Here is a 24,835-nt window from a genome sequence, read left to right as displayed (position 1 = left end):
GGAACCTGAGGAATCCGCCATGAAGCTGTTACGACCGGCCCTGCTGGCCACCGCCCTGGTCGTCTCGCTCACCGCCTGCGATTCGTCCACGACGCCCAGCGCCGACAAGACCGACGCCAAGGGCGGGCAGATCGCCGTCGACCTGCCCCGCGCCGACTCCGACTTCTGGAACTCCTACGCCAAGTACATCCCGCAGTACGCGAAGGACTCCGGCATCAACCTGATGACGCCGACGAACTCGCAGAACGACATCGCCAAGCTCGTCGCGAACACGCAGGCGCTCACCAGCCAGGGCGCGAAGGCGATCGTGATGGCGCCGCAGGACACCGGCGCGATCGCGACCACCCTCACCCAGCTGGAGCAGAAGAAGATCCCGGTCGTCACCGTCGACACCCGCCCCGACAAGGGCAACGTCTTCATGGTGGTCCGCGCCGACAACCGCGCCTACGGGCAGAAGGCCTGCGAGTTCCTCGGCACCAAGCTCGGCGGCAAGGGCAAGGTGATCGAGTTCCAGGGCTCGCTGTCCAGCGTCAACGGCCGGGACCGGTCCGAGGCGTTCGCGGAGTGCATGTCCAGCAAGTTCCCGGGCATCACCGTCTTCGCCGAGCCGACCGACTGGGAGGGCGCGAAGGCGTCCGCGGCGCTGCAGACTCGCCTCGCCCAGCACCCCGACATCAACGGCATCTACATGCAGGCCGGCGGCGTGTTCCTCGCCCCGACGCTGCAGCTGCTGCGCACCAAGAACCTGCTCGTGCCGCCGAGCGACCCGAAGCACATCTTCATCGTGTCCAACGACGGCATCCCGCAGGAGTTCGACGCGATCCGCAAGGGCGAGATCGACGCGACCGTGTCGCAGCCCGCCGACCTGTACGCGAAGTACGCCCTCTTCTACGCCAAGGCCGCGGTGGACGGCAAGACGTTCCAGCCCGGCAAGACCGACCACGACAGCACCATCGTCAAGGTCCGTGAGGGTCTGCTGGAGGACCAGCTGCCCGCCCCGCTCGTCACCAAGGACAACGTCGACGACTCGGCGTTGTGGGGCAACCAGATCGGCAAGTGATGACCGACGCGACCGGCGCCTCCACCGTCCCGGCGGTGGAGGCCGTCCACACGAGCAAGCGCTTCGGCGCCACCATCGCGCTGCACGACGTCTCGATGTCGATCGCGCCCGGCAGCACCCACGCGCTCGTGGGCCGCAACGGGGCCGGCAAGTCGACGCTCGTGTCGCTGCTCACCGGCCTGCAGAGCCCCGACGCGGGCGCGATCGCCTTCGACGGCAAGCCGGCCCCGCCGGTCGCGGACCGGTCCGCGTGGCGGCGCCGCGTCGCGTGCGTCTTCCAGCGCTCCACCATCATCCCCGACCTGTCGGTGGCCGAGAACCTGTTCCTCAACCGCCAGGGCGGCGACAACGGCGGCCTGGTCCGCTGGGGCGCGCTGCGGCGGAAGGCGGCGGAGCTGCTGCAGGAATACGCCGTCGACGTCGACCCGGCCGCCCGCGCCGGCGACCTCGGCGTCGAGCAGCGGCAGCTCGTCGAGATCGCCCGCGCGCTGTCGCAGGGCGCCCGCTTCATCATCCTCGACGAGCCGACCGCCCGGCTCGACGCGACGGCGATCGACCGGCTCTTCGGCCGGCTCCGGGCACTGTCCGCGACCGGGGTGACCATGCTGTTCATCTCGCACCACCTGCAGGAGATCTACTCGGTCTGCGACACCGTGACCGTGCTGCGGGACGCGCGGCACGTCCTGACGGCGCCGGTGGCCGACGTGGACCACGACGCACTGGTGGCCGCGATGACCGGCGAGGCGGTCGGTCTGACCGAGGTCGAGGCCCGCCCACCCGTCGGCGACGACACCCGTGTCGCGTTGGGCCTGAAGGACCTGACGCTGCACGGCTCGTACAGTGGCATCGACGTCGACGTGCGCGCCGGGGAGATCGTCGGCGTCACCGGCTCCGGCAGCAGCGGCAAGGTCGCGCTCGCCGAAACGGTCGGCGGGCTGCGGCGCCCCACCTCGGGGACCGTCAGCATCGGCGACGCGCCGGTGCCGCCGGGGAGCGTTCCGGCCGCGCTCGCCGCCGGGATCGGGCTCGTGCCCCAGGACCGGCACCGCGAGGGGCTCATCCCGCTGCTGTCGATCGCGGAGAACGCGACACTGCCGATCGCCGGGTCGTTCGGCCGGTTCGGCTACGTCGCACCCGGCCGGCTGCGGGACACCGCGCGGTCGTTCATCGACCGCTACGACATCCACGCGGAAGGCCCGTCGGCGCCGGTGAGCAGCCTGTCGGGCGGCAACGCCCAGAAGGTCGTGCTGGCCCGCGCCCTGAGCACCGCACCGTCGGTGCTCGTCCTCATCAACCCGACCGCGGGCGTCGACGTGCGCTCCAAGGAGTCCCTGCTCGGCGCCGTCCGGGCCGCCGCCGACACCGGCACGGCGGTGCTCATGGTCTCCGACGAGCTCGACGACCTGCGCCACTGCGACCGGGTGCTCGTCATGTTCCACGGCCGCGTCGTCGCGGCCCTGCCCGCCGGGTGGAGCGACACCGATGTGGTCGCCGCCGTCGAAGGAGTCAACCGATGACCACAGTCCCGGCCCGGCTGTCCGGGATCCGCCTGGCCAGGATGCGGGACCTCACCCTCGTCCCGGCCATCCTGCTCCTGCTCGTCGTCGGCGCGATCGTCGACCCCGTCTTCCTGTCCAGCGCCAACATCACCAACGTCCTGCAGCAGCAGACCGAACTGTCGCTGCTGGTCCTCGCCGAGACGGTCATCCTGATCGGCGGCCGCTTCGACCTGTCCCTGGAGTCGACCGTCGGTCTCGCGCCGGCGCTGGGCGTCGCGCTGGTCGTCCCCGTCGCCAGCAACGGCCTCGGCACCGGGTGGCCGTCCGCCCTGGCGGTGCCGTTGATCCTGCTCATCGGGCTGCTCGTCGGCGCGCTCAACGCGCTGCTGATCCTGCGCTTCGGGCTGTCCGCGTTCATCGTCACGCTGGGCATGCTCATCACGCTGCGCGGGCTGCAGATCGGCATCACCGGTGGCCAGAGCATGTTCGAGCTCCCGCCGTCGGTGCTGTATCTCGGCAACGCCACGTGGCTCGGCCTGCCCCTGTCGATCTGGCTCTGCGGCACGCTCTTCGCCGTGGGGATCGCGCTGCTCGGCTGGTTCCGCCACGGGCGGGCCGTCTACGCGATCGGCGGCAACGTCGACGCGGCCCGCGCCGCCGGCATCCGCAGCGGCCGCGTCATGTGGATCGTCTTCATCGTCGCGGGCGGCCTCGCCGCGCTCGCCGGGTTGCTGATGACCGGCCGGCTCGGGTCCATCGCCGCAGCTCAGGGCGACGGCTTGATCTTCCAGGTCTTCGCCGCGGCGGTCATCGGCGGCGTCAGCATGGACGGCGGCAAGGGCACCCTGTTCGGTGCGCTGTGCGGCGTGCTCGTCCTCGGCCTCATCAACAACATCCTGACCCTCGCGGGCGTCTCCGCGCAGTGGATCCAGGCGGTGTACGGCCTGATCATCCTCGTCGCCCTGATCCTGGCCCGCGTGACGACGGGCAAGGCGCAGGACTCGTAGCGACACCTCTGGACCGGCGTGGTGGGCGGTGTCTTGGCGGTCACCGCCCACCACGCCTTTGCGGAAACTTTCACGGTACTGCGGCCGTTTTCGCTGCTCAGGACCGCCGCGCACTTTCGAAATACCCGATCCCACAGCCCGCTCCCGCATTCGGCGACAGTTTGCGCTGACTGCATCGAAGGGAGCAGGTCATGAACCATTCCAGACGCCTCCTGCTGGTCGGCGGGGCGTGCGTCGCGCTCGTCGCCGCGGGCGTGGTCGCGCTGACCACCGGCACCGCCAGCGCCGAGGCCGACCGGACCGTCACCGCCAACACCACCGGCACGCACAACGGCTACTTCTTCTCCTACTGGAAGGACACCGGCAACGTCACCATGCAGCTGGGCGCCGGCGGCTCGTACAGCGTCCAATGGAGCAACATGAACAACACCGTCGTCGGCAAGGGCTGGAAACCCGGCTCCAGCCACACCGTCAACTACTCCGGCACGTTCAACGTGAACGGCAACGGCTACCTGGCGCTGTACGGGTGGACGCTCAACCCGCTCATCGAGTACTACGTGGTGGAGAACTTCGGCAGCTACAACCCGAGCACCGGCGCGCAGCGGCTCGGCTCGGTGACGACCGACGGCAGCACGTACGACATCTACCGCACGCAGCGCGTGAACCAGCCGTCCATCATCGGCACCGCGACGTTCTACCAGTACTGGAGCGTCCGGCAGCAGAAGCGGACCGGCGGCACGATCACCACGGCCAACCACTTCAACGCCTGGGCGGGTCTCGGGCTGAACCTCGGCACGCACGACTACCAGATCCTCGCCACTGAGGGCTACCAGAGCAGCGGCAGCTCCAGCATCACGGTCAGCGAGGGCCCCGGCCCCGGCCCGACCACCACGTCGCCGCGGCCCTCGCAGGGCACGTCGAGCCCGCCGCCGGGCGGCGGCACCGCCTCGTGCCAGGTGACGAACGCCGTCAACGCCTGGAACACCGGCCTGACGGACAACATCACCATCACCAACACCGGCACGGCACCGATCAACGGCTGGTCGCTGCGGTTCAACCTCGCCTCCGGCCAGACGATCACGTCGGGCTGGAGCGCGACGTACTCGCCGAGCACCGGCCAGGTCACCGCGACCAACGTCAGCTACAACGGCTCCCTCGCCCCGGGCGCCTCGACGACGATCGGCTTCCAGGCCAACCACACCGGCAACGCCGGCGCGCCGAGCGGGTTCACCCTCAACGGCGCCGCCTGCCGCTGAGGTTCCCCGGGCCGCGCCGGTTCCCGTTCCGGCGCGGCCCGCTGCATGCCTCGCGCCTTCAGCGGGTTGCCGGCGGGTCGAGCAGGGCCGCGACGACGGTGTCGACGTACCAGCGTTGGAACCGCTCCGGTGGCCAGCCGCGCTGGCGGACGAGCCAGTCGTAGTTGCGCACGTCCATGGCGAGCCACAGCACGTCGGCCGCCGTGCCGGCGGTGTGCTCCGGCCGCAGCTGCCCGGTCGAGGCCAGCTCGGCGGCGAACATGCCCATGCCGGCGCGGCGGTCGTCGACGTTCTTGCGCCAGATCGCGGCCGCCTCCGCGTCGGCCGTCGCCGCGGCGACGAGGGCGAGCATCACCTGCGCCGTCCGGGCGTGCGTCTCGGCGAGGTGCCGGGAGTAGCGCTCCAGCTTGGCCCGGGCGTCGCTCAGCGCCTGGATGTCGGCGACGAACTGCCGGTCGGGCAGCGCCACGGGTTCGTCGTCGCCCGCCACCGTCACGTCGACCAGCGCGGACAGCAGCGCCTGCTTGCTGCCGAACACCTTGTAGACCGTCTGGATCGCGACCCCCGCCTCGGCCGCGACGGCGGTCAGCGGCGTGGCCGCGTAACCCGGCTCGACGAACAGGACCGCGGCCGCCCGCAGGATCGCCCCGCGGGTCTGCTTCGCCTGCTCCTGTCGGTGAGCCGACTCGTAACGCCGCTTGACGGCCATCGGGCGAGTGTAGTCCTCTATTCGTTAGAGTTTCACTCTACCGAAGGAGTCGTCCGATGTCCGCATCCCCCGCGCAGGGCGCGCGGGTCATCTTCATCCCGCCGCCGGCGTACTACGCCGTAGGGCTGGCGGGCGGCATGGCGATCGACAGCGCCGTCGCGGCGCCGCTCGGCGCGCACCCCGCCGTCGGGATTGCCGTCGCCGTCCCCGGGCTGGCGCTGGCCGCGGCCGGCGTGGCCGCGGTCGTCCGCCACCGCACCACGATCGTGCCGCACCACCCGGTGTCCACGCTGGTCACCGGTGGCGCCTACCGGCTGTCCCGCAACCCGATGTACACCGGCCTGGCCGTCGTCTACCTGGGCCTGGCGCTGCTGTTCGACTCCTGGTGGCCCCTCGCCCTGCTACCGCTCGTGCTGCTCGCCGTGCGCCTGCTGGTCATCCGGCCCGAGGAGCGGTATCTCACCGGACGCTTCGGCCAGACCTACACCGACTACCAGTCCCGCGTGCGGCGCTGGCTCTGACCGCCGCCGGAGCCGCGTTCAGGGTGCCTGGTGCAGCGCCACGAGCAGCTCCGACAGCGCGGCGGGGTCGCAGGCGCCCAGCGGGATGCGGCGGGCCAGCCGCAGGTGGTTCGACCAGGCGTCGTCGGCCCAGATCTCGGCGATCTGCTGCTGGTCCGGGTTGTTCATGCTGTACGTGGGGACGCCCGGCGCTATCTCGATCACCAGGGCGAGGCCGCCGGGCAGGGCGTGGGCCAGCTGGGTGTGCAGCCGCTGCGACAGCCCGTTGCCCTGCCAGCCGGCGCGGTCCAGCAGCGCCACGACCCGGTCGGTCGGCACCGGGCGGAGGCCCGGCAGGCTCGTGGCGGCGCGCTGCGCCCCGCTCAGCACCACCACGGGCCGGCCCAGCTGCGGAAACGGCGGCAGCAGCTCGTAGTCCGCGACGATCCGCGCCCAGCGTTTCAGGTCGCCGCCCAGGTCCGCGGGGTGCACGATGCCGAGCATGCCGTCGGTCGTCGCGCTCGCGTCGTCGATGTCGGCGAAGCTGCCGTCCTCCGCAACGCGCAGCGCCCGCACCAGCCGACCGGCGGTGTCGTGCTCGCCCCACAGCAGCCGGCGGGCGAGCGGCCCGAGGATCGGGTGCGGCAGCAGCACCTCCCGCACGTCCCGGGCCGGGCGGAGGCGGCGGGCGAGCATGTCGCGCTGCAGGCGCGCGGTGTGCGCCGCCGCAGTGGCCCGCAGGTCCTTCTTGTACTGCAGGACCTGCTGGTACGCCTCCAGGTTGGTGTCCTTGGGGCCCGGCTTGGGCGGCCGCGGCAGCCGCTTGCCGCTCTCGTCGACCGCGAACGCCGTCAGGTGCTCGTCGGCGACCACGGTGAACGCGCGCGGCCCGTAGTCGAACGTGACGCCGCTGTCGAGGCCGTGGGTGACGGCGAGGCGGTCGGCCAACTGCGTCACGGACAGCCCGCGCCGTGCCGCCGCCTGCGTGAGGTACGCGGTGGCGCGGTCGTTCGTCGGCCCGCCCGACATGTTCTCCTCGATCGCGAGCAGGTGCCGCAGCGCCACGTCGGTGCCGACGGTCGCCAGCACCGCCAGCCCGTCGATGGCGCGCGCGTAGCGGCTGTTCGGTGGCCACGACCGCACCAGCGGCGCGAGCACGTCCATCGTGGTGTCGTCGCCGACGTGGGCCTGCGCCAGTAACACCCACGCGTCCGCCGCCTGCATGCCGTCGGCCAGCCAGGCGTCCAGCAGCGCCCGCCCGAAGGCGGCGAGGCTGCCACGGTCACAGTCGGCGATGAGCTTCTCCGCTTCCGGTTCCGCGTGGTGTACGAACGGCTGCGGCGCCTCCGCCGACTCCACGCCCACCGGCACGTCCCCGGTGTCCGGCGCCGGATCGCCCGGCGCTGGCTCGGGTGCCGCCTCGAGCCGCGACCAGGTCAGCGCCTCGACGAGACGCCCGGTGTCCTCCTGCGGCATGCCTTCGCCGGTGACCAGCCGGATCTCCGGCAGCGTCCACGCCTTCGCCTTCGCCTTCCGGGCCGGCCGCGCCACGCCTTCCTCGCGCAGCGCCGTGAGCGCCGCGAGCACGCCCGTACCGTAGCCCTCGGCGGCCTCGACGACGGTCGCTTCGTGGCCGGTTGCGACCAGGTGGCGCAGCGCGTCCTCCGCCTGCTGCCGGGCCCGGCCCGGGCGGCCGACCGCCGCCGGCACCAGCGCCGACGCCGCCGACCGGGCGTGCCGCTCCAGCCACAGCCGCGCCCACAGCCGCGCCGAGCCGAGGTGCCGCAACCACCCGGCGACCAGCGCGGCGATCTCGGGCCCCCGGAACGGCAGCACCAGGAAGCCGAGCCGGTCCGCGTTCGAACCCGCGTCGCGCAGCACCAGCGGCCACGCGTCCAGCTCGAACCGTGCGGCCGCGACCCGGTCCACGTCGGCCTGCTGCCGGTGCCGCAGCAGCACCAGCGACTTACCCAGCAGCGCCCGCGCGGACGACTCGGGCCCGCGCACCAGCAGCCACGACTGCTGCTCCGGGGTCAGGTCCGACAGGTGGTCGGCACCCGCCACCGCCGCCGCCCAGTCGTCCTGCTCCCGCCCGTGCTCCAGCGCCGCCGCCCGCGCCCACCAGCGCTCCCGCTCCCCGTCCTCCCACGCCATGACGGTCGGCTCCGCACAGACCAGCCCCTCGACCACCACCGGCTTGCCCGCCGCCATCACGCCTCCCCAGGGTCCGCACCGGTGCACGACCGTACCTCCCGGCCGCCGCGGACGGCTTACGACCCCTGACCTCGACCAGCCGCTACAGTGCGCTGGTGCCGATCTTGGAAATCTCCGACCTGATCGTCCGGCACGACCCGGCGACCGGCGCGCGGCTGCCGGTGCGGCGTGACGACGTGCTCGCGGCGCTGCGCGCGGCTGGCGACCGGCGCGGGGCCCGGATCGCGGAGGCGCTGCCGCACCGCGACGGCGTGCTCGACGCCGAGGCCGCGGCGCGGCTGCTGGTGCGCACGCACACCGAGCTGCAGCGGCTCAACGAGGAGCTGCGGATCGCCGAGCAGTTGGCGGAACTGCTCGGCCCGCTGCTGGCCGCGGTCGCCCGCGACGGCGAGCGGCCACGGATCGTCGACGTCGGCTGCGGCATCGGGTACGCCATCCGGTGGCTCGCGGCCACCGGTGTGCTCGGCGACGTGGAGCTGTGCGGCGTCGACCTCAACGCCGCGCTCGTCGCCGAGGCGAGCAGGCTGGCCGAGGCCGAGGGGCTGCCCTGCCGGTTCACGCACGGCGACGCGTTCGCCCTGCCCGGCGGGGCCACCGTGTACATCTCCTCCGGGCTGCTGCACCACCTGCGCGGCGACGAGCTCGGCGCGTTCTTCCGCGCGCAGGCCGCCGCCGGGGCCCGGGCGTACTGCCACTTCGACATCGCCGCGACCCGCCTGGCGCCGCTGGGTGCGTGGATGTTCCACCGGGCGCGGATGCGCGAGCGGCTGGGCCGGCACGACGGCGTCGCGTCGGCCCGCCGAGCCCATGAGGATCACGCGCTGCTCGAAGCGGCCCGGTCGGCGCCCGGCCTGGAGCCGTTGCTGCACCGGCCGATGCGCCACAGCAACCCGTTCTGCGCGTCGGTGCGCCCCCTGCTCGGCGTGCGGCCGGAGTACGGGCCGGCGCTGCGCACCGCGCTCGGCCCGGCCGCGCGCCACCTGGTCGCCGTGAGCGGATCGGAGCGCCGAGCGTGGTAGCCGCGGTGCTCGTCGCGATCGCGCTGGTGGACGCCGCGCTCGCCGGGTTTCGCGCCGCGACCGGGCGCAACGGCCGCATCCGCAAGCGCGCCTTCTACCGCACGGCGATGCGGCGCGGACTGGTCATCGGCGCCGCCGTCCTCGCCGGGCTGACTGTCGTGCTCGGGGCCGTGCTGGTCACCGCGCCGGATCCGGGCACCCGGTACGCCGAGCTTGCCCGGACCGGATCCACCATGCTGTGGATCATCGGCCCGTTCGCCGCCGTCGTCCTGGTCACGCTCGCCGGCTACGCGGTCCTGCCCCGGCGACCGGCGACGTTCCTCATCCTGCTCGGCCTCGGCCCGCTGACCCTGCTACGCCCGTGGGTGACCGGCGCCGCGGGCGCCACGGCCGCCTGGACGGCGCCGAACGCACCTGCGGCCGCCTGCGCCATCCTCGCCGTGGCCGGCGTGCTCACGGTCGAACTGCTGGTCCACCGCCGCTGGTACCGGGAGCCCGCCTGAACCTCTCCGGCGGGCCTGGCGATCGCCCGCCGGCTGAGGTCACGGCTGTCGCGCGGGTAGTGTGCCGACCCGGATCTGGACCAGCGCGTCGCCCTCCCACTCCTGCCGGGAGTGCGCCGGTGCCAGCTCCACTCCGGCGCACCCCGCCGGCGCGCGGAACTCCTCGCGCAGCGTCGTGAGGACCTCGCCGGCCTGCGCCAGCACCTCGGCGGAGCCGTCCGGGTCGTCGAGGCTCACCCCGAGCACCAGCACCCGCTCCCGGGTCACCGTGATGATGGCGCCGTAGTACGCGGGCGACCTGACGTACAGCGAAACACCTTCGTCGGACGGGTCGCGGCGCAGGTCGGCCAGCGCGGCACGATCGGCGTCGCCGGGCACGCCGCCGGCGTACACCCGGGTGAAGGCGGACAGCCGATCGTCGCACGGATCGGCCACGTCGACGTACCGGTCGATGAACGCCGTCAGCGTCGCCAGCTCCCAGTCCGGCACCCAGACGTACACGTCGATGCAGGGCGGCATGCGATCACCTCCAGCTCAGTCCGGGCGGACCGCAATGGTAGGCAAATATCCTCGAAGCGTGGTGGAGATTTCGCTGGGGATGGACGCCGATCACCGGGACGTGGAGCGGGCGCTGCTCGCGGACGGGTGGGCCTGGTGCGGCACGGGTGACTGGGCGGTCGCGCTCCGCTCACCGGACGGCGCGACGGTCGCGCGGATCAGCCCGTTCGACCCGACGGGACCGTACGCCGCGGCGCTGTACCGGGAGGCGGCCCACACCCGGCAGGTCCCGGCGCTGTTCGCGCATCGTCGCCTCGCCGGCGGCGGCGACCTGCAGGTGCTCGAATGGCTGCGGCCCGTCGGCGGGGACGAGGCCGCCGCCTTCCATCGCGCCGTCGCCGCCCGTACACCTGACGTCGCCGCGCTCGTCGACGTCGTGCGCCGGGTCCACGACCGGGCGTGCGCGGCCCTGCCGTGGTGCGGGCCGCTGGACACCAACCCGGCCAACGTCATGCGCGCCGCCGACGGGCGGCTCGTCCTGGTCGACCCGTACTACGCCGACGGCCCGAACCTGTACGCGACCGCGGCCAACGACCCGGACCGGGTCGCCGCCCTCATCCCGGAGTCCGAGCGGCGCTTCATGACCGAGATCCCCCTGGCGGGCTCCGGCCCCTGGCTCCCTGAGGACCGGGAGGCGATGCGTGCCGCCCTCGCCGCCGCCGACGCCCGCACCTGACCGACCGCGGATCTACCCTTGCCGGCGGACCATCTCGGCGATCCACACCGGCGCGTACGGGGACGTGCAGTTGGGTGGGGTCGGGTAGTCCTTGAGGACCTGCAGCCGCTCGCCGATCGCGACGGCGCGGGCGCGGTGGTCGGGGTGCTCGATGCCGATCTGGGCCAGGCAGTGGTTCATCGCCCACTGCAGCCGGTCCGGGGCGTCCTTCATGTGCGCCTCGATCGTGTCGAGCAGCGCGGCGAGGTCGAGGCCGGCGGGCCGCTTCGCGACCCGGTCGGTGGTCAGCGCCCAGCCGCCGCTCGCGACGACCGGGTCCCCGTCCGCCAGCCAGGCCACCCGCAGCGTCTCGACGGCCGGGTGCTTCTTCACCACGTAACCGACGAGCCAGTCGTGCACCTTGGGTCCCCGGGCGTCGCGCAGCATCGCGTCGAGCTCGTCGCCGGTGAACGCCTTCGGCCGGCAGATCAGCAGCGCCAGCAGGCGGGCCGCCGTGTCGCCGGTGCCCCAGAGCCCGACGGCGAGGTCCTGCTGCGTCTTGAGCCGCTTGGCGATCGCCCGCAGCTTGCCGAGGTTCACGCCGTGGTCGTCGCCGTGCTTCTCGTTCACGGCGCGCGCCTTCGGGTCCTCGAGCGCCGCCAGCTCGGCCAGCACCTCGGCGACCGTCGTGTCAGCCATCGCGGCGACCTCCCAATCCGGGTGCCGGCTTCACGCGGCTCAGCCACGCCGCGGCCTCTTCGGGCGGGACCGCGCCGTCCACCCGCAGCAGCGGCGTCATCAGCGGGTAGGCGCGGCCGGTGTCCCAGCTGCGCGAGTACGGCTCGGCGTCGAGCACGACCACCCGGACCCCGTCGAGGTGCGGGATGTCGGCGGGCGTGCCCTCGTTCCAGATCCACCCGCCGTGGGCGTCGGCGAGGTTCCAGTTGCCGCGCAGGCCGCCGGCGGGCTGCAGGTCCTCGCCGGTGCCGGCGGCGGCCGCCTCCACCGCCGTCGGCGGGCGGCCTGGGAGCAGACCCTCGGCGGGGTCGCCGATCAGGGCCGCAGCGAGCAGGGTGTGCAGCTGGAAGTTGTCGCCGATCCCGCCGATGGTCACGCGGAACCCACGGCCCGTGCCGGCGAATCCCCGGTCGAGGACCAGCAGCTGCTCGCCGTCGAGCACCCGCAGGAGGCCGCCCAGCCAGGACGGTGCGCCGTGCGTCTCGGCGACGCCCTCGACCGCCGCCGTGAGCCGGTCCCGCTGCGGGAGCGCCGCCCGTATGTCGGCGCGCTGACACAGGTACAACACGGGCTGCACCAGATCGTCGGCGCAGAACCACGCCTGGACCAGCGCCGCGGCCTCGTCCTCGGCGAGGCCGTGCCCGGCGCCCGGACCGGTGAACCGCTCCAGCGTCGCGTCGATCTCGTCGTGCGCGCCGGGCGACGGCGGCTCCCCGAACGCGGCCCGGTGCAGCTCGGCGAAGCGCGCGGCCGCCTCCATCGCCGCCGCGGCCCGGTCGACGAGCGCCGGCACGACCACGCCGGGGTCGGTGCCGAGGCCCGCCATGGCGCCGACCAGCGGCGCCAGGTCGCCGCCGATGAAGAACGGCAGGCGGCCGAGGTACGGCGCGATGCGCGCCAGCGCGGCCTGCACCTCGTCGGGGGTGGCGCCGGGCACGGCACCCGCGATGCCCGGCATCGCGGCGTTGAAGCCGTCGAGGTCCTGCCCGTCCAGGGCCGCGAGCAGCGCGTCGACCTGACCGGCGAGCGGCGCCTTCGGTGCGTCCATGCCAGCGATCGTAGCGACCGCCGCCGTGGCCTGGGCGTTCTACGCTGCCGCAATGAGCAGCCGGCTCGCGCAGTCCCTGACCTTCGGCCGGCGACCCTGCCTTCTCCGGCGAGCCACGACCGATCATGATGATCACATGCGGACCAACCAGCGGGCACAGGAGGCACGTGCATGACCGCGCCGACGACGTTGCTGCTGGAGGGGCTGCGCCGGGCCGGGCTGCGGGACGTCGACGCCGTGGAGCCGGCCGGCGGCGGGCTCGCGGCACTCGCGGGCATCGCGAGCCGCCGGGAAGGGCCGCCGCTGTTCGTGAAGGCCTTCGCCGACGCGCCGGGCGACGACGTGTTCGAGACCGAGGCCGAGGGGCTGGCCGCGCTGCGGGAGCTCGGCGGCCTGGCGACGCCCGACGTGGTCCTGGCGGGCCGGGAGCTGCTCGTGCTGTCGGTGCTGGCACCGCGGCCGGGCGGCGAGGCGTTCTGGGAGCAGTTCGCGCACGCGCTCGCCGGGCTGCACACGGGCACGACCCAGGCCCGCTTCGGCTGGCACCGCGACAACTGGCTGGGCCGCCGGCGGCAGCGCAACGCCTGGGACGACGACGGTTTCGCGTTCTTCGCGCAGCACCGGCTGCTGCGGTGGCTCGGGGAGCCGCGGGTCGACGCGGCGCTCGGACCCGCGGACCGGGTGGCGCTGGAGCGGCTCTGCGACCGGCTGCCGGAGCTGCTGCCGGACCGGCCCGCCTGCCTGACGCACGGCGACATGTGGGCGCAGAACGTCATGGCCACCGCCGACGGGCGGCCCGCCGTGATCGACCCGGCCGTCTCGTACACGTGGGCCGAGGTCGACCTCGCCCACGTCTGGTCCACCGCTCCCCCGCCGGAGGCGCGCCGGTTCTTCGAGGTGTATGCGGAGCTGACCGCGCTCGACGCCGGCTGGCCGGACCGGATGCCGATCATCCAGCTGCGGCAGCACCTCGCCGTGCTGGCCCAGTTCGACGACGACTGGGGCGCGGCCGACCACATCCGTGCCACCCTGGCCCCGTTCCGGACACGCACCTGACGACGGGCGCCGATTTGCGCATTGGTTGATCATCGGAGCAACCTTTGGGCGGCCGCGGTCGTCATGTTCGCCGCGTCGCTGTCGTCCGGAAGGGGTGTTTGTTGTGGTGTCGTCGGTGGTGGAGGGGCGTTCGCTGAAGCAGGCGGGGCTCACCGGGCTGTACCTCGGCGTGTTCGCGACGGTCTGGTTCAGCGTGCCGAAGTCCGACGGGTTGCTCCGGACGCTGCTGGTGATCGGGAGTGTGGCGGGTCTGGCCACGGCGGTCTGCGGCATGGCTTTGCTCGGCCGGGCCAGGCGGGAGCCGGCGGTGGAGCGGGACCGGGCCGCGGACCGGCGGTATCTGCTGATCGTGGTCGCCGAGTTCGCCGCGGCCGGGCTCGGGGCGTGGCTGCTGGCCGTCGCCGGGCAGCGGGAGTACATCCCGGTGCTGGTGTCGGCGGTGGTCGGGGCGCACTTCTTCCCGCTGGTGCCGGTGCTTCGCGACCCGCGCCTGCGGGTGCTCGGCGCGGCCGTCTGCGCCGTCGCGGCCGCCGCGCTGGTCACCGGGTTCGCCACCGCGGTCGAGGCCGGGCTGGTCGCGGGCGCCGGGACCGGGCTGGCGCTGCTCGGCTACGCGGTGTCGACCCTCGCCGGCGCGCTCCGTCGCGGCTGAGAGCACGACTGCACACCGAACCGCCCAGCCGGGCGCTGAACGGTGTGATCCGGGCGGCCGGAGCGCCGATAGTGAGCGTCATGCATGCCCGGGTACGGTGTGGCCATGAGCGACGCGGTGGTGGCTGACGGTGTTGTGGTGCAGGTGGTCGAGGTCGGCGGCGGGCGGGAGATCTCGTGGGGCGACAACGCCGTCGAGCGGCTGCGGGACCGGCTCGGCGACGTGCAGTCGGCGGTCGTCGCCGGGGTGCGGGCGGTCGCCGCGAACGTCACGCCTGACCTGTCCGGCTGGGAGGTCGCGGAGCTGCAGGCGAAGTTCGGCGTGACGCTCACCGCGGAGGCCGGTGTCGTCGTGTCGCGGGCCACGACCGGTGCGACGTTCGAGGTGACCGTCACGCTGCGGCGCAAGCCCCCGGCGGAGCAGGCGGACGCGGCCGGCGGCCGGACCGGATGATCGACGGGCGCATCGTCGCCGGTGGCAGGGATCTGGGCAGCGGGTTCGTCTTGACGGACCGGATCGTCGCCACGGCGGCGCACGTGGTGCGGGACCGGCCCGCCGGGGACCTCGAGTTCGTCACGGCGGCAGGTGTACGGCTCCCGGTCGAGGCGGTCCAGGCGGAGCCGACGCTCGACGTCGCGACGCTGCGGGTCGCGGAGTCGCTGGCGATCGTGCCCGCGCTGACGCACGCCGTGCTGCGCGCCGACTGGCGGGTGACGGCCCGGCCGAGGGGCCACGACGCGCAGCTCACGGGCACCGTGACCGCCACCGACCATCTCATCGTCAACCAGGGCGGCGACGAGATGACCGTGCTGCAGCTGCACGTGGCGGAGGCGCTGCACGACTACCGCGGGTACTCCGGCAGCGCGGTGACCGTCGACGGGGCGGTCGTCGGCGTGCTGGTCGAGCAGGTGCGGGAGCGGGTCGAGGGCGGGCGGGCCGCGAACGTGCTGTACGCGGTGCCCGTCGCGCACATCGTGCGCCGGTTCCGGCTCGGCGTGGCGGTCGGCCGGTCGGACCGGGCGCTGCCCGTACACCAGCTGCTGGACACGGCGTACTTCGACCTCGACCTGCTCAAGACCGAGATCCTCGAGGCGATGGCCGCGGCCGGCGGGCGGTTCCTCGCGTTCGGCGTCGACGCCGGCGAGCAGGCCGTGGTGGAGAACCTGTGCGCGTGGCTGCGGCAGTACGTCGGCGAGATCGCCCGGCAGCACTGGCTGGACCTGAGCGCCGAGCTGCACTCCGTCGACACCGCGGTGCGGGCGGTCACGCGGTACACGGGCGTGCTCCGGGCGCGCAACGTGATCTGTCCGGTGTCGGTGCGGGGCACACCGGCCGCCGACGTCGCCGAGCTCACCCGGCGGGTGCGGGAGGCGTACGGGCAGCCGAAACGCTGGTGCATGCTGTTCCTGCTCGGCGTGCCCGACGGCGGGTTCCCGGACGGGGTGACCGCGCTGCCCCGGCCGCGGTTCGCGCACCGCGACGTCGAGCGGTGGGCGGCCCACGTGACCGTGTACAAACGCTGGCCGCGGCCCCTGGCGGCAGCGTGGACGAGCGACATCGTCGCCCGGATCGGCGAGGACCTCGACGTGCGGTACACGTACGAGGAGCTCGCCGAGTGCATCGACCGCGTCCGGTTCCAGCCGGACGAGCTGCGCGGCTACCTCGAAGACCTCGAAGACCAGGAGGCCTGATGCTCACCCGCCACAGCGTCGACACGTCGCTGCGCTTCGACCGGCTCGCGGAGCTGCCGGACCGGCGTGACATCGAGGCCGCCGGCTCGTCCGGTCCCCAGCCGCGGTTCGAGTCACGGCAGCGGGAGCCGTACCGCGCCTCCGCCGAGCTGGAAGAGGCGGTGAACGTCGCGATCGCGCTCGGCCGGCCGCTGCTGCTGCAGGGCGACCCGGGTGCGGGCAAGACCCGTCTCGCGCACGCCGTCTCGTTTGCCCTGTCGCTGCCGCTGGAAGAGGCGTACATCAAGTCGACCAGCCGCGGGCAGGACCTGCTGTACGTGTACGACGCGGTGCGCCGCCTGTACGACACCCAACTCGGCCGCGGCGTAGGCCGCCGCCTCGGTCGTTCGGCTCCGGACGAGCGTGACTACGTGCGGCTCGGGCCGCTCGGCCGGGCGATCGTGCGCGCCGGGCACGGCCGCCGGTCGATGGTGCTCATCGACGAGATCGACAAGGCCGACATCGACTTCCCCAACGACCTGCTGCGCGAGCTGGACCAGCTGGCGTTCGACGTGCCCGAGGCGCACGGCGAGCGGCACGCGGTGCCAGCCGACCGGCCCGACCTGCGGCCCGTCATCGTCGTCACCAACAACGAGGAGAAGGCGCTGCCGGCCGCGTTCCTGCGCCGGTGCGTGTTCCACCACGTGCGGTTCCCCGACGCCGCCGCCGAGCTCGACGCGATCCTGACCCTGCACGGCATCGGCGACGTCCAGCTGCGCGCGGAGGCGATCGACACGCTGCTGCGGCTGCGGGCCCTGGACCTGGCCAAGAAGCCCGGCCTCAGCGAGCTGCTCGACTGGGTCAGCTACCTGCAGGCCGTCGGCGAGCGCCCCGGTCACGGCCGGCTGCCCTTCGCCGGCGCCCTCGTCAAGCAGCAGTCGGATGCGCTGCGGCTGGAGCGCTGAGCCGTGCCGCCGTTCGTCCACGCGCTCATCGACCAGCTGCGCCGGCGGGGCCTGCCGCTCGGCGTCGACGACTGCGACGCGCTGCGCCGCGCCCTCGCCGCCGGGTTCGGCTGGACGTCCGGCGCCGCGCTGACGGAGCTGTGCGTGACGCTGTGGGCGAAGACCGCGGCGGAGGCGGACATGGTGCGGGCGGCGTTCGCCCGGATCGACGCTCCACAGTGGATCCTCATGGCTCCCGCACCGGTTGCCACTGCGGATCCCGCACCTTTGCCACCGCCGTCCATTGTGGATGCGCCGACGGCGCAGCCGGCCTCCCCGGAGCCCGCGCCGCCGCCTGTCGCCGCGCCGAACCGGGACCTTCCCGCGGCTCCTCCCGGCACCGGGCGGATCGACACGACGCTGGTGCTGACCCCGCAGTACCCGCTGACCGAACGCGAGATCGTCCAGGTGTGGCGCGGGCTGCGCCGCCCGACCCGGCACGGCCCACCCGTCGAGCTCGACGTCGACGAGACCCTGCGCCGCTCGGCGCGCCTCGGCGTGCCCGTGCCCCCGGTCCTGGTGCCGGCCCGCCGCAACACGACCCGGCTGCTGCTGCTCGTGGACCGGCAGGGCTCGATGGCCCCGTTCCACCGGTACGTCGAGCACGTCGAGCAGGCGGTCCGGCGCGCCGGCCGGCTCAGCGCGCTCACCGTCGTCTACTTCCACAACACGGCCGGCGCGGCGGATCCCGCACTGCTGTCCGCCGTGCCGGATCCGTTCGACCCGGCGCTCGACGCGGTCCTGCCGTCCGTCGAGCCGCTGCTGGACGGCACCGTGTACGGCGATCCCGCGCTGACCTCGCCGCTCCCCCTGCGCGAGGTGCTCGACACGGTCGCCGCGACCACCGGCGCCGCCGTCATCAGCGACGCCGGCGCGGCCCGCGGCACGCTCAGCCCCGCCCGGCTGCTCGACACGGTCGCGCTCGGCAAGGCGCTGCGGTCCGCCGCGGGCGCCCTCACCTGGCTGAACCCGGTCCCGGCGGCCCGCTGGCGGCGCAGCACCGCCGAGCAGGTCGCCCGGCACGTGCCGATGTTCCCGCTGACCCGCGCCGGCATGTACCAGGCGGTCGACGTGCTGCGCGGCCGCCCGTTCCCCGTGCCGAGGCCGCTGTGACCGCCGGCTCGTGGGTGCGCTCCTCCCCCGTCGCGGCCGGCCTCGCCGCGGCCCGGTCCCGCCTGCCCGCGGGCGCGCTGGAGCTGGCCTGCCACGCGGCGGTCCCGGTCGCCGTCGACGCGGGCCTGCTGCACCTGCTGCGCATCAACTTCTTCCTCGACCCGCCGGCCGTCCTGCCGTTCGAGGCCGAGGCCGCCCTGCTGCTGTCGCCCGTGTTCCGCGAGGTCGGCGAGGACCTGTACGAGATCGACCCCACCCTGCGCGACGCGCTGCTCGCCTCCCTCGTGGCCCGCTTCGGCCCCGAACGACCGGCGCGCGTCGCGGTGCTGCTGGAGCAGTACACCGACCAGCACCCGACCTGGCACACCCAGCCCGAACTCGAACACGCCCAGCGCCTCACCGCCCTGAACCTGGTCGACCCCGCCCGCGCCGCCGACTGGCTCGCCGCGAACCGCACCTCCGCCGGCGGCCCCGCCCTGACCCGCGAGTGGTTCGTCGCCATGACCGGCCGCCTCCGCCCGCGGACGTCGCTGGACGACCGGCTCGCCAAGGCCCTCACCGCCGCGGACGCACCGTCGCTCGAGCTGCGACTGTCGGCCGTCGCCGAACTTGGCGAGCTGGCGCTCCTGCCCGGCACCGACGTGCGGGCCATCGCCCTGCAGCTGGAGCGGACCACCCGCACCGACCCGGACCTACGCCCGCTCGCCGGCGACGTCCTCGAGACGTTGAAGCGGCTCGTCCCGCCCCCGCCCCGCCGCCCGGTCGTCGAGGAGCCCGCCGACGGCTTCCAGGCCGTGCCGTTCTCCACCCTGTACGGCATCGACCCGTTGACCTTCGACCCCGCCGCGGCATGGGCCACGCCCGGCGACCTGACCGTCCCGATCGGCACCGACCCGGACGGCCGCCCGGTGCTGCTCGACCTACGCGAACCTGGCCACGGCGGCACGGGCCCGCACGGCCTCGTCGTCGGCGCGGTCGGCTCCGGCAAGTCCGAGCTGCTGCGGACCCTCATCCTCGGCCTCGCCGCCACCAACAGCCCGGCCGAGCTCAACATCCTCCCCGTCGACTTCCGCGGCGGCGCCACCTTCGCCGGCTTCGAGACGCTCCCCCACCTCGCCGGCCTGGCCCTCAACCTGGGCGACGACCTGTCCCTCGTCGACCGGTTCAAGGACGTCGTGCAAGGCGAGGTGGTGCGCCGTCAGGAGCCGTTCACTGAACGCCGCCCGCACCTGCTCGTCGTCGTCGACGAGTTCGACGCCATGCTCACCACGGACCCGTCGCTCATCGAGACGTTCGTGACGATCGGCCGGCACGGCCGCGCTCTCGGCATCCACCTCCTGCTGGCCGGCCAGCGCGTCCAGCGGGGCTGGCTGCGCGGTCTCGAGGCCGACCTGTCCCTCCGGATCGCCCTGCGCACCGGCTCCGCGTCCGAGTCCCAGGACGCCATCGGCGCCCCTGACGCGTCCGCCCTCCCGTACGGTCCGGGCCACGGCTACCTACGCACGCGCGACGACGCCCCGCACCGCTTCCGCGCCGCGTACGTCTCCGGCCCGTACCCGCCGCCGCCCCCGACCTGGGACGACGTCTTCGACCCGTACCGGCGCCCACGCGCGGACACGCTGCTCGACCTCCTCGTGCGCGCCATGGCCGGCCAGGGCGGCCCGGTGCACCAGGTGTGGCTCCCGCCGCTGCCGAAGGAGCTGGCCCTCGGCGCACTACCGGCCGACGGTGTCGTCATCGGCGAGGTCGACATCCCCCGCGAACACCGCCGCCGACCGTTCACGATCGACCTGTCGGGCGCCTCCGGCCACCTCGCCGTCATCGGCGGGCGCCGTTCGGGAAAGACGACGACCCTGCTGACGGTGGTCACCGCCCTGAGCCGGACGATGCGCCCGTACAGCGTCTACTGCATCGGCGGGGGGCTCGGATCGCTGATCGACCTGCCCGTCGTCATCGACGTCTTCGAACCGTGGGACGACCTGGTGGCCACGACGATCGCGTCGCTGCGGCGCCACCCGTCGCCCTACACAGTGCTGGTCGTCGACGGCTGGAACAGCATCCGTGACCGGTATCCGGACCTCGGGGAGCTGCTGCGTGGTCGCCAGACGGTGATCGTGGCCGCCGACGAGCGCTGGAACCGGTTCGACGAGGCCGACCTCGCAGAGTTCGGCACGATGATCGAACTCCGCCTCGACGAACCGGAGACCTCCGAGATCTCCGCCCACGACGCCCGGCAACTCTGGCGCGACGAACCCGGCCGCGCCCTGACCGGCGACGGGCGGCGACGCCTGCAGATCGCCCTGCCCATCAGCGAGCTCGGCGGCTCACACGAGGCCTTCGTCCGCGAACTCGCCGCCGACCGCCGCGCGGAGCCGCTCCGACGGGTCCGGCTCGGCACCTTCGAGTCGGACGGTGCCGAGTTCGCCGTCGACTTCGCCGCCGACCCGCACCTCCTCGTCTTCGGTGGCCTCCCCGAGGACCGGCTGAGGGTGCGTCAGGCGATCGAGCGATCCGTCTCCGGCGAGATCGTCAGCCCCGATCAAGCGGAACGCCTCGCCGAAGAGCTGCGGCAATCGACCGGCACCAGGAGAGCCGGCCCCGACCTGTGGATGCTCGCCGACCTGTGGGTGCTCGCCGACGGCGATCGGGCGAGGCTGAGCGCACTGAGCAGCTGGCTCGTGCACGGCCGTGACCTGCGGCTGCACCTGATCGTGTTCGCCCGGTCATCCGCCGACAACCCCGTGGTATCGGAGCTGAGCTCCCTCGCGGTTCCGGTGGTCGTCCTGCCCGCCGACCCCACCCGACGCGCCACCGGCGAGCTGCTGGCCGCAGGTCACCGTCACCCGGCGCGGAAGTTCGCCCTCGATCCGCCCATCCCCACCGCAGACGAACCGGCCGCCCTGTTCGGCTTCGACCCGCTGACGTTCGACCCCGAACAAGCCTGGTCCGTGCCCGGCAACCTGACCGTCCCGGTCGGCACCGATCCGGACGGCAACCCTGTTCTGCTCGACCTGCGCGACCCGAGCGAAGGCGGCACCGGCCCCCATGGCGTCCTCCTGGACGCGACGGGCTCCGATCGGACCGAGCTTCTGCGAACCATCGTCCTCGGCCTCGCACTCACCAACAGTCCGGCGGACCTGAACATCCTCGTGGTCGACCTCGACGAGGGCAGCGGGTTCGCCGGGCTCGAGTCGCTTCCGCACCTCGCCGGGCTCGTCCTCGGCACGGGCAGTGCGCCGTCGCTCATCGAACGGTTCGAGGAGGTCGTCGCCGGCGAGATCGACCGCCGGCGACAACCGTCCGCCGGGCGCCTCCCGCGCCTCCTCATCGTCGTCGACAAACCCAGCAGGTTGGACGCCGCGCGGCCCTCGATCCTGGACACGCTCATCGACGTCTGCCGCATCGGGCCGTCGGTAGGCATCCACCTCCTCGTGAACATGCCGACCGTGCGCGCACGTCTGCTTGGAGGGCTGAGCGACTACCTGACGTTCCGACTGATGGCCGGGGACCTCGAAGCATCCGATCCGTCCGCGGCGCTCGAGGAGGGCTACCTGTGGAGCGCGACGGATGACAGTCGCCGCACGTTCCAGGTCAGGCTGCTGCCCGATCTCCTCGCCGCTCGGCTCGCCGGGCTCGGGGGGCCCGTGCACCAGATCTGGCTGCCCCCGCTGCCCGAGGTCGTCGCGCTCGGTGACCTGCCGGCCGACGGCGTCACGATCGGCCTGGTCGACCTGCCGCGGGAGCACCGCCAGGCACCGCTGACACTCGACCTGTCCGGACACGTCGCGATCGTCGGCGAACGTGGCAGCGGCACCACGACCGCCTTGCAGACCGTGGTGCTCGCCCTGGCCCGCCGGGGCGAGCCCTGTCACGTGTACTGCCTCGGTGGCGGCCTCAACACCATTGCCGGCCTGCCGTTCGTCGGCGGCGTCTTCCACCGCGACGACGACCAGGGACTGCGCCGGCTGGTGGCCTTCCTCAAGCGCCGCCCGGCCGGCGAAGGCCCGCCGGTCGTGGTGGTCGTCGACAACTGGCGCAGGGTCATGCGCCACTGTCCGGAGATCCGCGACCTGCTCTTCCTCGGCGATCACGTCCGCCTCGTGACGACCTGCCCGGAGTGGGTCGGATACCGATCGGACCTCGCCAGCATGGACACGCTGGTCGAGCTGTCATTGGAGGACCCCACGACGTCACGGTTCTCCGTGGACGACGCCCGCCGGATCCAGCTGAGCCGCCCGGGCCACGGCCAGACCGACGGTCGTAGGCGGGTCCAGCTGGCGGCACCGACTCGAGAGGTCGGCGGCAACCATCATGCCTATGTCGGCGAGCTGGCAGACGCCTGGTCCGGCGAGTGGGCGCCGCGTGTCGAGCCGGATCTGCGGTTGCGCATCGGCGTGTATGAGGACGACGGCAGTGAAGCAGTGCTCGATTTCGCCCAGGATCCCCATCTGATCATCGAAGGAACCGGCGCCGTCGCCGAGCAGTTTCTGGCCGTGATCGCCGACTGGGCCGACGGCTACATGTTCCGCGGAGGCGCTGCCGACGTGCTGGACCTTCGCGACATACTCCGCAGCCGCCAACCGAGTCGGACCGTTTCGGCTCAGGACCTGCTGATGCGGACCTGGTGGACCGGAGCGGAGATGTGGGTCGTCACCAGCGAGGTCGGTCCCGATGCCGTCGGGCCGATGGAACCGGTGTTGCCGTTCCTGCCTCAAGCCCATGATCTCGGCTTCCACCTCGTGCTGGCCAGGGATTCGACGCAGGAGGAGCCGTCCCTTGCCGCTCGGGAGCTGTCAGACCTCAACACGCCTGCCGTCGTCTTCACCGACGCCGCGATGACGCTCGACGGGCGGCCGGTCAGGCTCGACGTTCAGCGTTCGTGAACGACCTGGCCGTCGATGAAGACGAGGTCGGCGGCGGTGTCGTAGAGCTTGGCGTCGGGTTCGAAGGGGTCGCGGTCCAGGACGACCAGGTCGGCGGCCTTGCCGGGCTCGATGGAGCCCGTCAGGTCGTCGGTGCCGTTCACGTAGGCGGAGCCGAGGGTGTACGCGGTCAGGGCCTGCTCCACGGTCAGGGCCTCGCGAGGGAGCATCGGGACCTGGGAGGTCGGCCAGTCGGCCTCGGCGGAGACCGGGGGTTCGGTGCGGTGGACGGCGACGTGGATGGCCCACCACGGGTTCGGGGTCGTCACCGGCCAGTCGCTGCCGGCGGCGAGGCGGCCGCCGGCGCGGGCGATCGAGCCGAACGGGTACTGCCAGCCGGAGCGTTCGGGGCCGAAGAACGGGACGCAGAGGGTGTCGTTCTGCTCGTGGTGGGTGGCCCAGAGGGCCTGGATGTTGGCGGTGACGTCCAGGGCGGCGAACCGCGGCACGTCGGCGGGGTGGACGACCTGCAGGTGGGCGAGGTGATGACGGGCCGTCGACGGGCCTGCGGCGGCGACGGCGTCCAGGCACTCGCGGACGGCGCGGTCGCCGATGGCGTGGAAGTGGACGCCGAAGCCGGCGGCGGACAGCAGGGAGACGTACCGGGCGAGGTGGGCGGGGTCGACGTTGGAGTGGCCGCAGTGGGCGCCCTGACCGACGTACGGGTCGATCATCGCGGCGGTGAAGTTCTCCGCGACACCGTCCTGCATGATCTTCACCGCGGTGGCGCGGAAGCGGCCGTGGGAGGCGGCGGCGCGGCGGGACTCGAAGAAGGCGATCTGCGATTCGTCGCCCGCGCGGTCCCACCACAGCGCACCGGTGACGCGGGCGCGCAGTGCACCGGCGGCGTCCGCGGACAGGTAGGTGTCGAACTGGTCGCGAGCACCGGCATACGCACCGACGATCGCATCCTGCCAGCCGGTGACGCCGAGACTGAACAGGTGCCGCTGAGCCTCGGCGAGCGCGCGGTCGTAGTCCTCGGCGGTGTCGGCCGGCAGCAGGCCGGTGACCAGGTCCATGGCGCCCTCGTGCAGCACCCCGGTCGGCTCGCCTGCGGCGTCCCGCTCGATCCGGCCGTCCGGAGGGTCCGCCGTGACGCGGGAGATGCCCGCCAGGGACAGCGCGCGGCTGTTCACCCACGCCGAGTGGTGGTCGCGGTTGGGCAGGAAGACGGGCCGGTCGGGGGCGACGGCGTCCAGGTCGTCGCGGTGCGGCAGGCCGCCGGGGAACGCGGCCATCGACCAGCCGCCGCCGGTGATCCAGCCGGAACCGGGGTACGCGGCGACGGCGGCCAGGTACTCGGCCTTCGTGTGCCACGGCGTGAGGTCGCAGCGCAGCCGCTCCAGGGCCCCGGAGACGGGGTGGATGTGGGCGTCCTGCAGGCCGGGCACGAGCGCGCGTCCGTCCAGGTCGACGACGTCGAAGGCACCGCCGGCCAGTTCGGGCAGCACCGTGGCGCGGGGACCGACGGCGACGATCCGGCCGTCCCGGACGGCGACCGCGTCCGCGGCGGGCGAGCCGAAGATCCGGCCGCCGATGAACAACAGCGCACTCATGCAGGGCAGCATGACGGCAACGGTGGGGGTACGCAAAGGGTCCGCCCCGTTGACCTGCATGCCCGTCGATGTGATGGTGCCATCACCACATCGACG

The 24,835-nt window shown here is 73.4% G+C and carries 21 protein-coding genes; 15 read left to right on the top strand and 6 right to left on the bottom strand.

Features of this window, described 5'->3' with window-relative positions:
- Positions 1-19: 19 nt before the first annotated feature.
- From ACQEVZ_RS41320 to ACQEVZ_RS41305, 4 genes are all read left to right on the top strand, one after another.
- Positions 20-1,060 carry a sugar ABC transporter substrate-binding protein gene (locus ACQEVZ_RS41320; RefSeq protein ID WP_344507612.1) on the top strand — a complete coding sequence of 347 codons (1,041 nt, stop codon included), beginning with the start codon at positions 20-22 and terminating at the stop codon, positions 1,058-1,060.
- On the top strand, positions 1,060-2,577 hold the full coding sequence (locus ACQEVZ_RS41315) for a sugar ABC transporter ATP-binding protein (protein ID WP_433377849.1): 1,518 nt from the start codon (positions 1,060-1,062) through the stop codon (positions 2,575-2,577). The genes ACQEVZ_RS41320 and ACQEVZ_RS41315 overlap by 1 nt, the downstream gene beginning before the upstream one ends.
- Entirely contained in the window at positions 2,574-3,566 is a 993-nt protein-coding gene (locus ACQEVZ_RS41310; RefSeq protein WP_433377846.1) for an ABC transporter permease, read from the top strand. Before ACQEVZ_RS41315 ends, ACQEVZ_RS41310 begins: the two co-directional genes overlap by 4 nt.
- 191 nt (positions 3,567-3,757) lie before the next feature.
- Positions 3,758-4,822: a glycoside hydrolase family 11 protein gene (locus tag ACQEVZ_RS41305; RefSeq protein ID WP_344507606.1), complete on the top strand. Its 1,065-nt coding sequence runs from the start codon at positions 3,758-3,760 to the stop codon at positions 4,820-4,822.
- Positions 4,823-4,880: 58 nt separating this feature from the next.
- On the opposite strand, the gene ACQEVZ_RS41300 is transcribed toward ACQEVZ_RS41305, so the two are convergent.
- A complete protein-coding gene (locus ACQEVZ_RS41300) occupies positions 4,881-5,531 on the bottom strand; it encodes a TetR/AcrR family transcriptional regulator (RefSeq protein ID WP_433377842.1) in 651 nt (216 codons plus the stop codon).
- A gap of 56 nt (positions 5,532-5,587) precedes the next feature.
- Between ACQEVZ_RS41300 and ACQEVZ_RS41295 the strand changes: the two genes are divergently transcribed.
- Complete coding sequence (locus ACQEVZ_RS41295; protein WP_433377839.1) at positions 5,588-6,052, top strand: methyltransferase family protein; 465 nt, start codon at positions 5,588-5,590, stop codon at positions 6,050-6,052.
- Between the two features lie 18 nt (positions 6,053-6,070).
- On the opposite strand, the gene ACQEVZ_RS41290 is transcribed toward ACQEVZ_RS41295, so the two are convergent.
- The gene (locus ACQEVZ_RS41290; RefSeq protein ID WP_433377836.1) at positions 6,071-8,242 is read right to left on the bottom strand and encodes a DUF4132 domain-containing protein; all 2,172 of its coding nucleotides are present in this window, start codon (positions 8,240-8,242) and stop codon (positions 6,071-6,073) included.
- A 98-nt stretch (positions 8,243-8,340) separates the two neighbouring features.
- On the opposite strand from ACQEVZ_RS41290, the gene ACQEVZ_RS41285 reads away from it, so the two are divergent.
- Both ACQEVZ_RS41285 and ACQEVZ_RS41280 read left to right on the top strand, forming a co-directional pair.
- Positions 8,341-9,264, top strand: coding sequence for a class I SAM-dependent methyltransferase (locus ACQEVZ_RS41285; RefSeq protein ID WP_433377833.1), 924 nt, complete (start codon positions 8,341-8,343; stop codon positions 9,262-9,264).
- A complete protein-coding gene (locus tag ACQEVZ_RS41280) occupies positions 9,258-9,767 on the top strand; it encodes a hypothetical protein (RefSeq protein WP_433377830.1) in 510 nt (169 codons plus the stop codon). The genes ACQEVZ_RS41285 and ACQEVZ_RS41280 overlap by 7 nt, the downstream gene beginning before the upstream one ends.
- Positions 9,768-9,806: 39 nt before the next feature.
- Here the strand turns inward: ACQEVZ_RS41280 and ACQEVZ_RS41275 are convergent, their stop codons facing one another.
- The gene (locus ACQEVZ_RS41275) at positions 9,807-10,286 is read right to left on the bottom strand and encodes a hypothetical protein (RefSeq protein ID WP_433377827.1); all 480 of its coding nucleotides are present in this window, start codon (positions 10,284-10,286) and stop codon (positions 9,807-9,809) included.
- Positions 10,287-10,344: 58 nt separating this feature from the next.
- On the opposite strand from ACQEVZ_RS41275, the gene ACQEVZ_RS41270 reads away from it, so the two are divergent.
- A complete protein-coding gene (locus ACQEVZ_RS41270) occupies positions 10,345-11,001 on the top strand; it encodes a hypothetical protein (protein WP_433377824.1) in 657 nt (218 codons plus the stop codon).
- A 12-nt stretch (positions 11,002-11,013) separates the two neighbouring features.
- Here ACQEVZ_RS41270 and ACQEVZ_RS41265 read toward each other — a convergent pair whose 3' ends face one another.
- Both ACQEVZ_RS41265 and ACQEVZ_RS41260 read right to left on the bottom strand, forming a co-directional pair.
- Entirely contained in the window at positions 11,014-11,679 is a 666-nt protein-coding gene (locus ACQEVZ_RS41265; protein ID WP_433377821.1) for a DNA alkylation repair protein, read from the bottom strand.
- Positions 11,672-12,766 (bottom strand): hypothetical protein, encoded by a 1,095-nt coding sequence (locus ACQEVZ_RS41260; protein WP_433377818.1) that lies wholly within the window; start codon positions 12,764-12,766, stop codon positions 11,672-11,674. The genes ACQEVZ_RS41265 and ACQEVZ_RS41260 overlap by 8 nt, the downstream gene beginning before the upstream one ends.
- A 171-nt stretch (positions 12,767-12,937) precedes the next feature.
- Between ACQEVZ_RS41260 and ACQEVZ_RS41255 the strand changes: the two genes are divergently transcribed.
- From ACQEVZ_RS41255 to ACQEVZ_RS41225, 7 genes are all read left to right on the top strand, one after another.
- Positions 12,938-13,822 (top strand): fructosamine kinase family protein, encoded by an 885-nt coding sequence (locus tag ACQEVZ_RS41255; protein WP_433377815.1) that lies wholly within the window; start codon positions 12,938-12,940, stop codon positions 13,820-13,822.
- Positions 13,823-13,937: 115 nt separating this feature from the next.
- Positions 13,938-14,474, top strand: coding sequence for a hypothetical protein (locus ACQEVZ_RS41250; protein ID WP_344507592.1), 537 nt, complete (start codon positions 13,938-13,940; stop codon positions 14,472-14,474).
- 105 nt (positions 14,475-14,579) lie between these two features.
- Entirely contained in the window at positions 14,580-14,927 is a 348-nt protein-coding gene (locus ACQEVZ_RS41245; RefSeq protein ID WP_433377811.1) for a CU044_2847 family protein, read from the top strand.
- A complete protein-coding gene (locus tag ACQEVZ_RS41240; RefSeq protein ID WP_433377808.1) occupies positions 14,924-16,165 on the top strand; it encodes a S1 family peptidase in 1,242 nt (413 codons plus the stop codon). Before ACQEVZ_RS41245 ends, ACQEVZ_RS41240 begins: the two co-directional genes overlap by 4 nt.
- Positions 16,165-17,109 (top strand): AAA family ATPase, encoded by a 945-nt coding sequence (locus ACQEVZ_RS41235; protein ID WP_344507589.1) that lies wholly within the window; start codon positions 16,165-16,167, stop codon positions 17,107-17,109. The genes ACQEVZ_RS41240 and ACQEVZ_RS41235 overlap by 1 nt, the downstream gene beginning before the upstream one ends.
- 3 nt (positions 17,110-17,112) lie before the next feature.
- Positions 17,113-18,261, top strand: coding sequence for a VWA domain-containing protein (locus ACQEVZ_RS41230; RefSeq protein ID WP_433377804.1), 1,149 nt, complete (start codon positions 17,113-17,115; stop codon positions 18,259-18,261).
- Positions 18,258-23,144: an FtsK/SpoIIIE domain-containing protein gene (locus ACQEVZ_RS41225; protein ID WP_433377801.1), complete on the top strand. Its 4,887-nt coding sequence runs from the start codon at positions 18,258-18,260 to the stop codon at positions 23,142-23,144. Before ACQEVZ_RS41230 ends, ACQEVZ_RS41225 begins: the two co-directional genes overlap by 4 nt.
- On the opposite strand, the gene ACQEVZ_RS41220 is transcribed toward ACQEVZ_RS41225, so the two are convergent.
- Positions 23,132-24,739 (bottom strand): amidohydrolase, encoded by a 1,608-nt coding sequence (locus ACQEVZ_RS41220; protein ID WP_433377798.1) that lies wholly within the window; start codon positions 24,737-24,739, stop codon positions 23,132-23,134. The genes ACQEVZ_RS41225 and ACQEVZ_RS41220 overlap by 13 nt on opposite strands.
- Positions 24,740-24,835 lie beyond the last annotated feature (96 nt).

The organism is Dactylosporangium sp. CA-152071, from assembly GCF_050936335.1.
Taxonomy (GTDB): Bacteria; Actinomycetota; Actinomycetes; order Mycobacteriales; family Micromonosporaceae; genus Dactylosporangium; species Dactylosporangium maewongense.
The sequence above is the reverse complement of the archived record's forward strand: the minus strand, read 5'-3'. Positions and strand labels throughout refer to the sequence as shown.

Bases quoted from the DNA above. Each gene is read 5' to 3' on its own strand.
- ACQEVZ_RS41320 (WP_344507612.1), top strand. From the start codon at position 20: ATGAAGCTGTTACGACCGGCCCTGCTGGCCACCGCCCTGGTCGTCTCG.
- ACQEVZ_RS41315 (WP_433377849.1), top strand. From the start codon at position 1,060: ATGACCGACGCGACCGGCGCCTCCACCGTCCCGGCGGTGGAGGCCGTC.
- ACQEVZ_RS41310 (WP_433377846.1), top strand. From the start codon at position 2,574: ATGACCACAGTCCCGGCCCGGCTGTCCGGGATCCGCCTGGCCAGGATG.
- ACQEVZ_RS41305 (WP_344507606.1), top strand. From the start codon at position 3,758: ATGAACCATTCCAGACGCCTCCTGCTGGTCGGCGGGGCGTGCGTCGCG.
- ACQEVZ_RS41300 (WP_433377842.1), bottom strand. From the start codon at position 5,531: ATGGCCGTCAAGCGGCGTTACGAGTCGGCTCACCGACAGGAGCAGGCG.
- ACQEVZ_RS41295 (WP_433377839.1), top strand. From the start codon at position 5,588: ATGTCCGCATCCCCCGCGCAGGGCGCGCGGGTCATCTTCATCCCGCCG.
- ACQEVZ_RS41290 (WP_433377836.1), bottom strand. From the start codon at position 8,242: ATGGCGGCGGGCAAGCCGGTGGTGGTCGAGGGGCTGGTCTGTGCGGAG.
- ACQEVZ_RS41275 (WP_433377827.1), bottom strand. From the start codon at position 10,286: ATGCCGCCCTGCATCGACGTGTACGTCTGGGTGCCGGACTGGGAGCTG.
- ACQEVZ_RS41265 (WP_433377821.1), bottom strand. From the start codon at position 11,679: ATGGCTGACACGACGGTCGCCGAGGTGCTGGCCGAGCTGGCGGCGCTC.
- ACQEVZ_RS41260 (WP_433377818.1), bottom strand. From the start codon at position 12,766: ATGGACGCACCGAAGGCGCCGCTCGCCGGTCAGGTCGACGCGCTGCTC.
- ACQEVZ_RS41255 (WP_433377815.1), top strand. From the start codon at position 12,938: ATGACCGCGCCGACGACGTTGCTGCTGGAGGGGCTGCGCCGGGCCGGG.
- ACQEVZ_RS41245 (WP_433377811.1), top strand. From the start codon at position 14,580: ATGAGCGACGCGGTGGTGGCTGACGGTGTTGTGGTGCAGGTGGTCGAG.
- ACQEVZ_RS41240 (WP_433377808.1), top strand. From the start codon at position 14,924: ATGATCGACGGGCGCATCGTCGCCGGTGGCAGGGATCTGGGCAGCGGG.
- ACQEVZ_RS41235 (WP_344507589.1), top strand. From the start codon at position 16,165: ATGCTCACCCGCCACAGCGTCGACACGTCGCTGCGCTTCGACCGGCTC.
- ACQEVZ_RS41220 (WP_433377798.1), bottom strand. From the start codon at position 24,739: ATGAGTGCGCTGTTGTTCATCGGCGGCCGGATCTTCGGCTCGCCCGCC.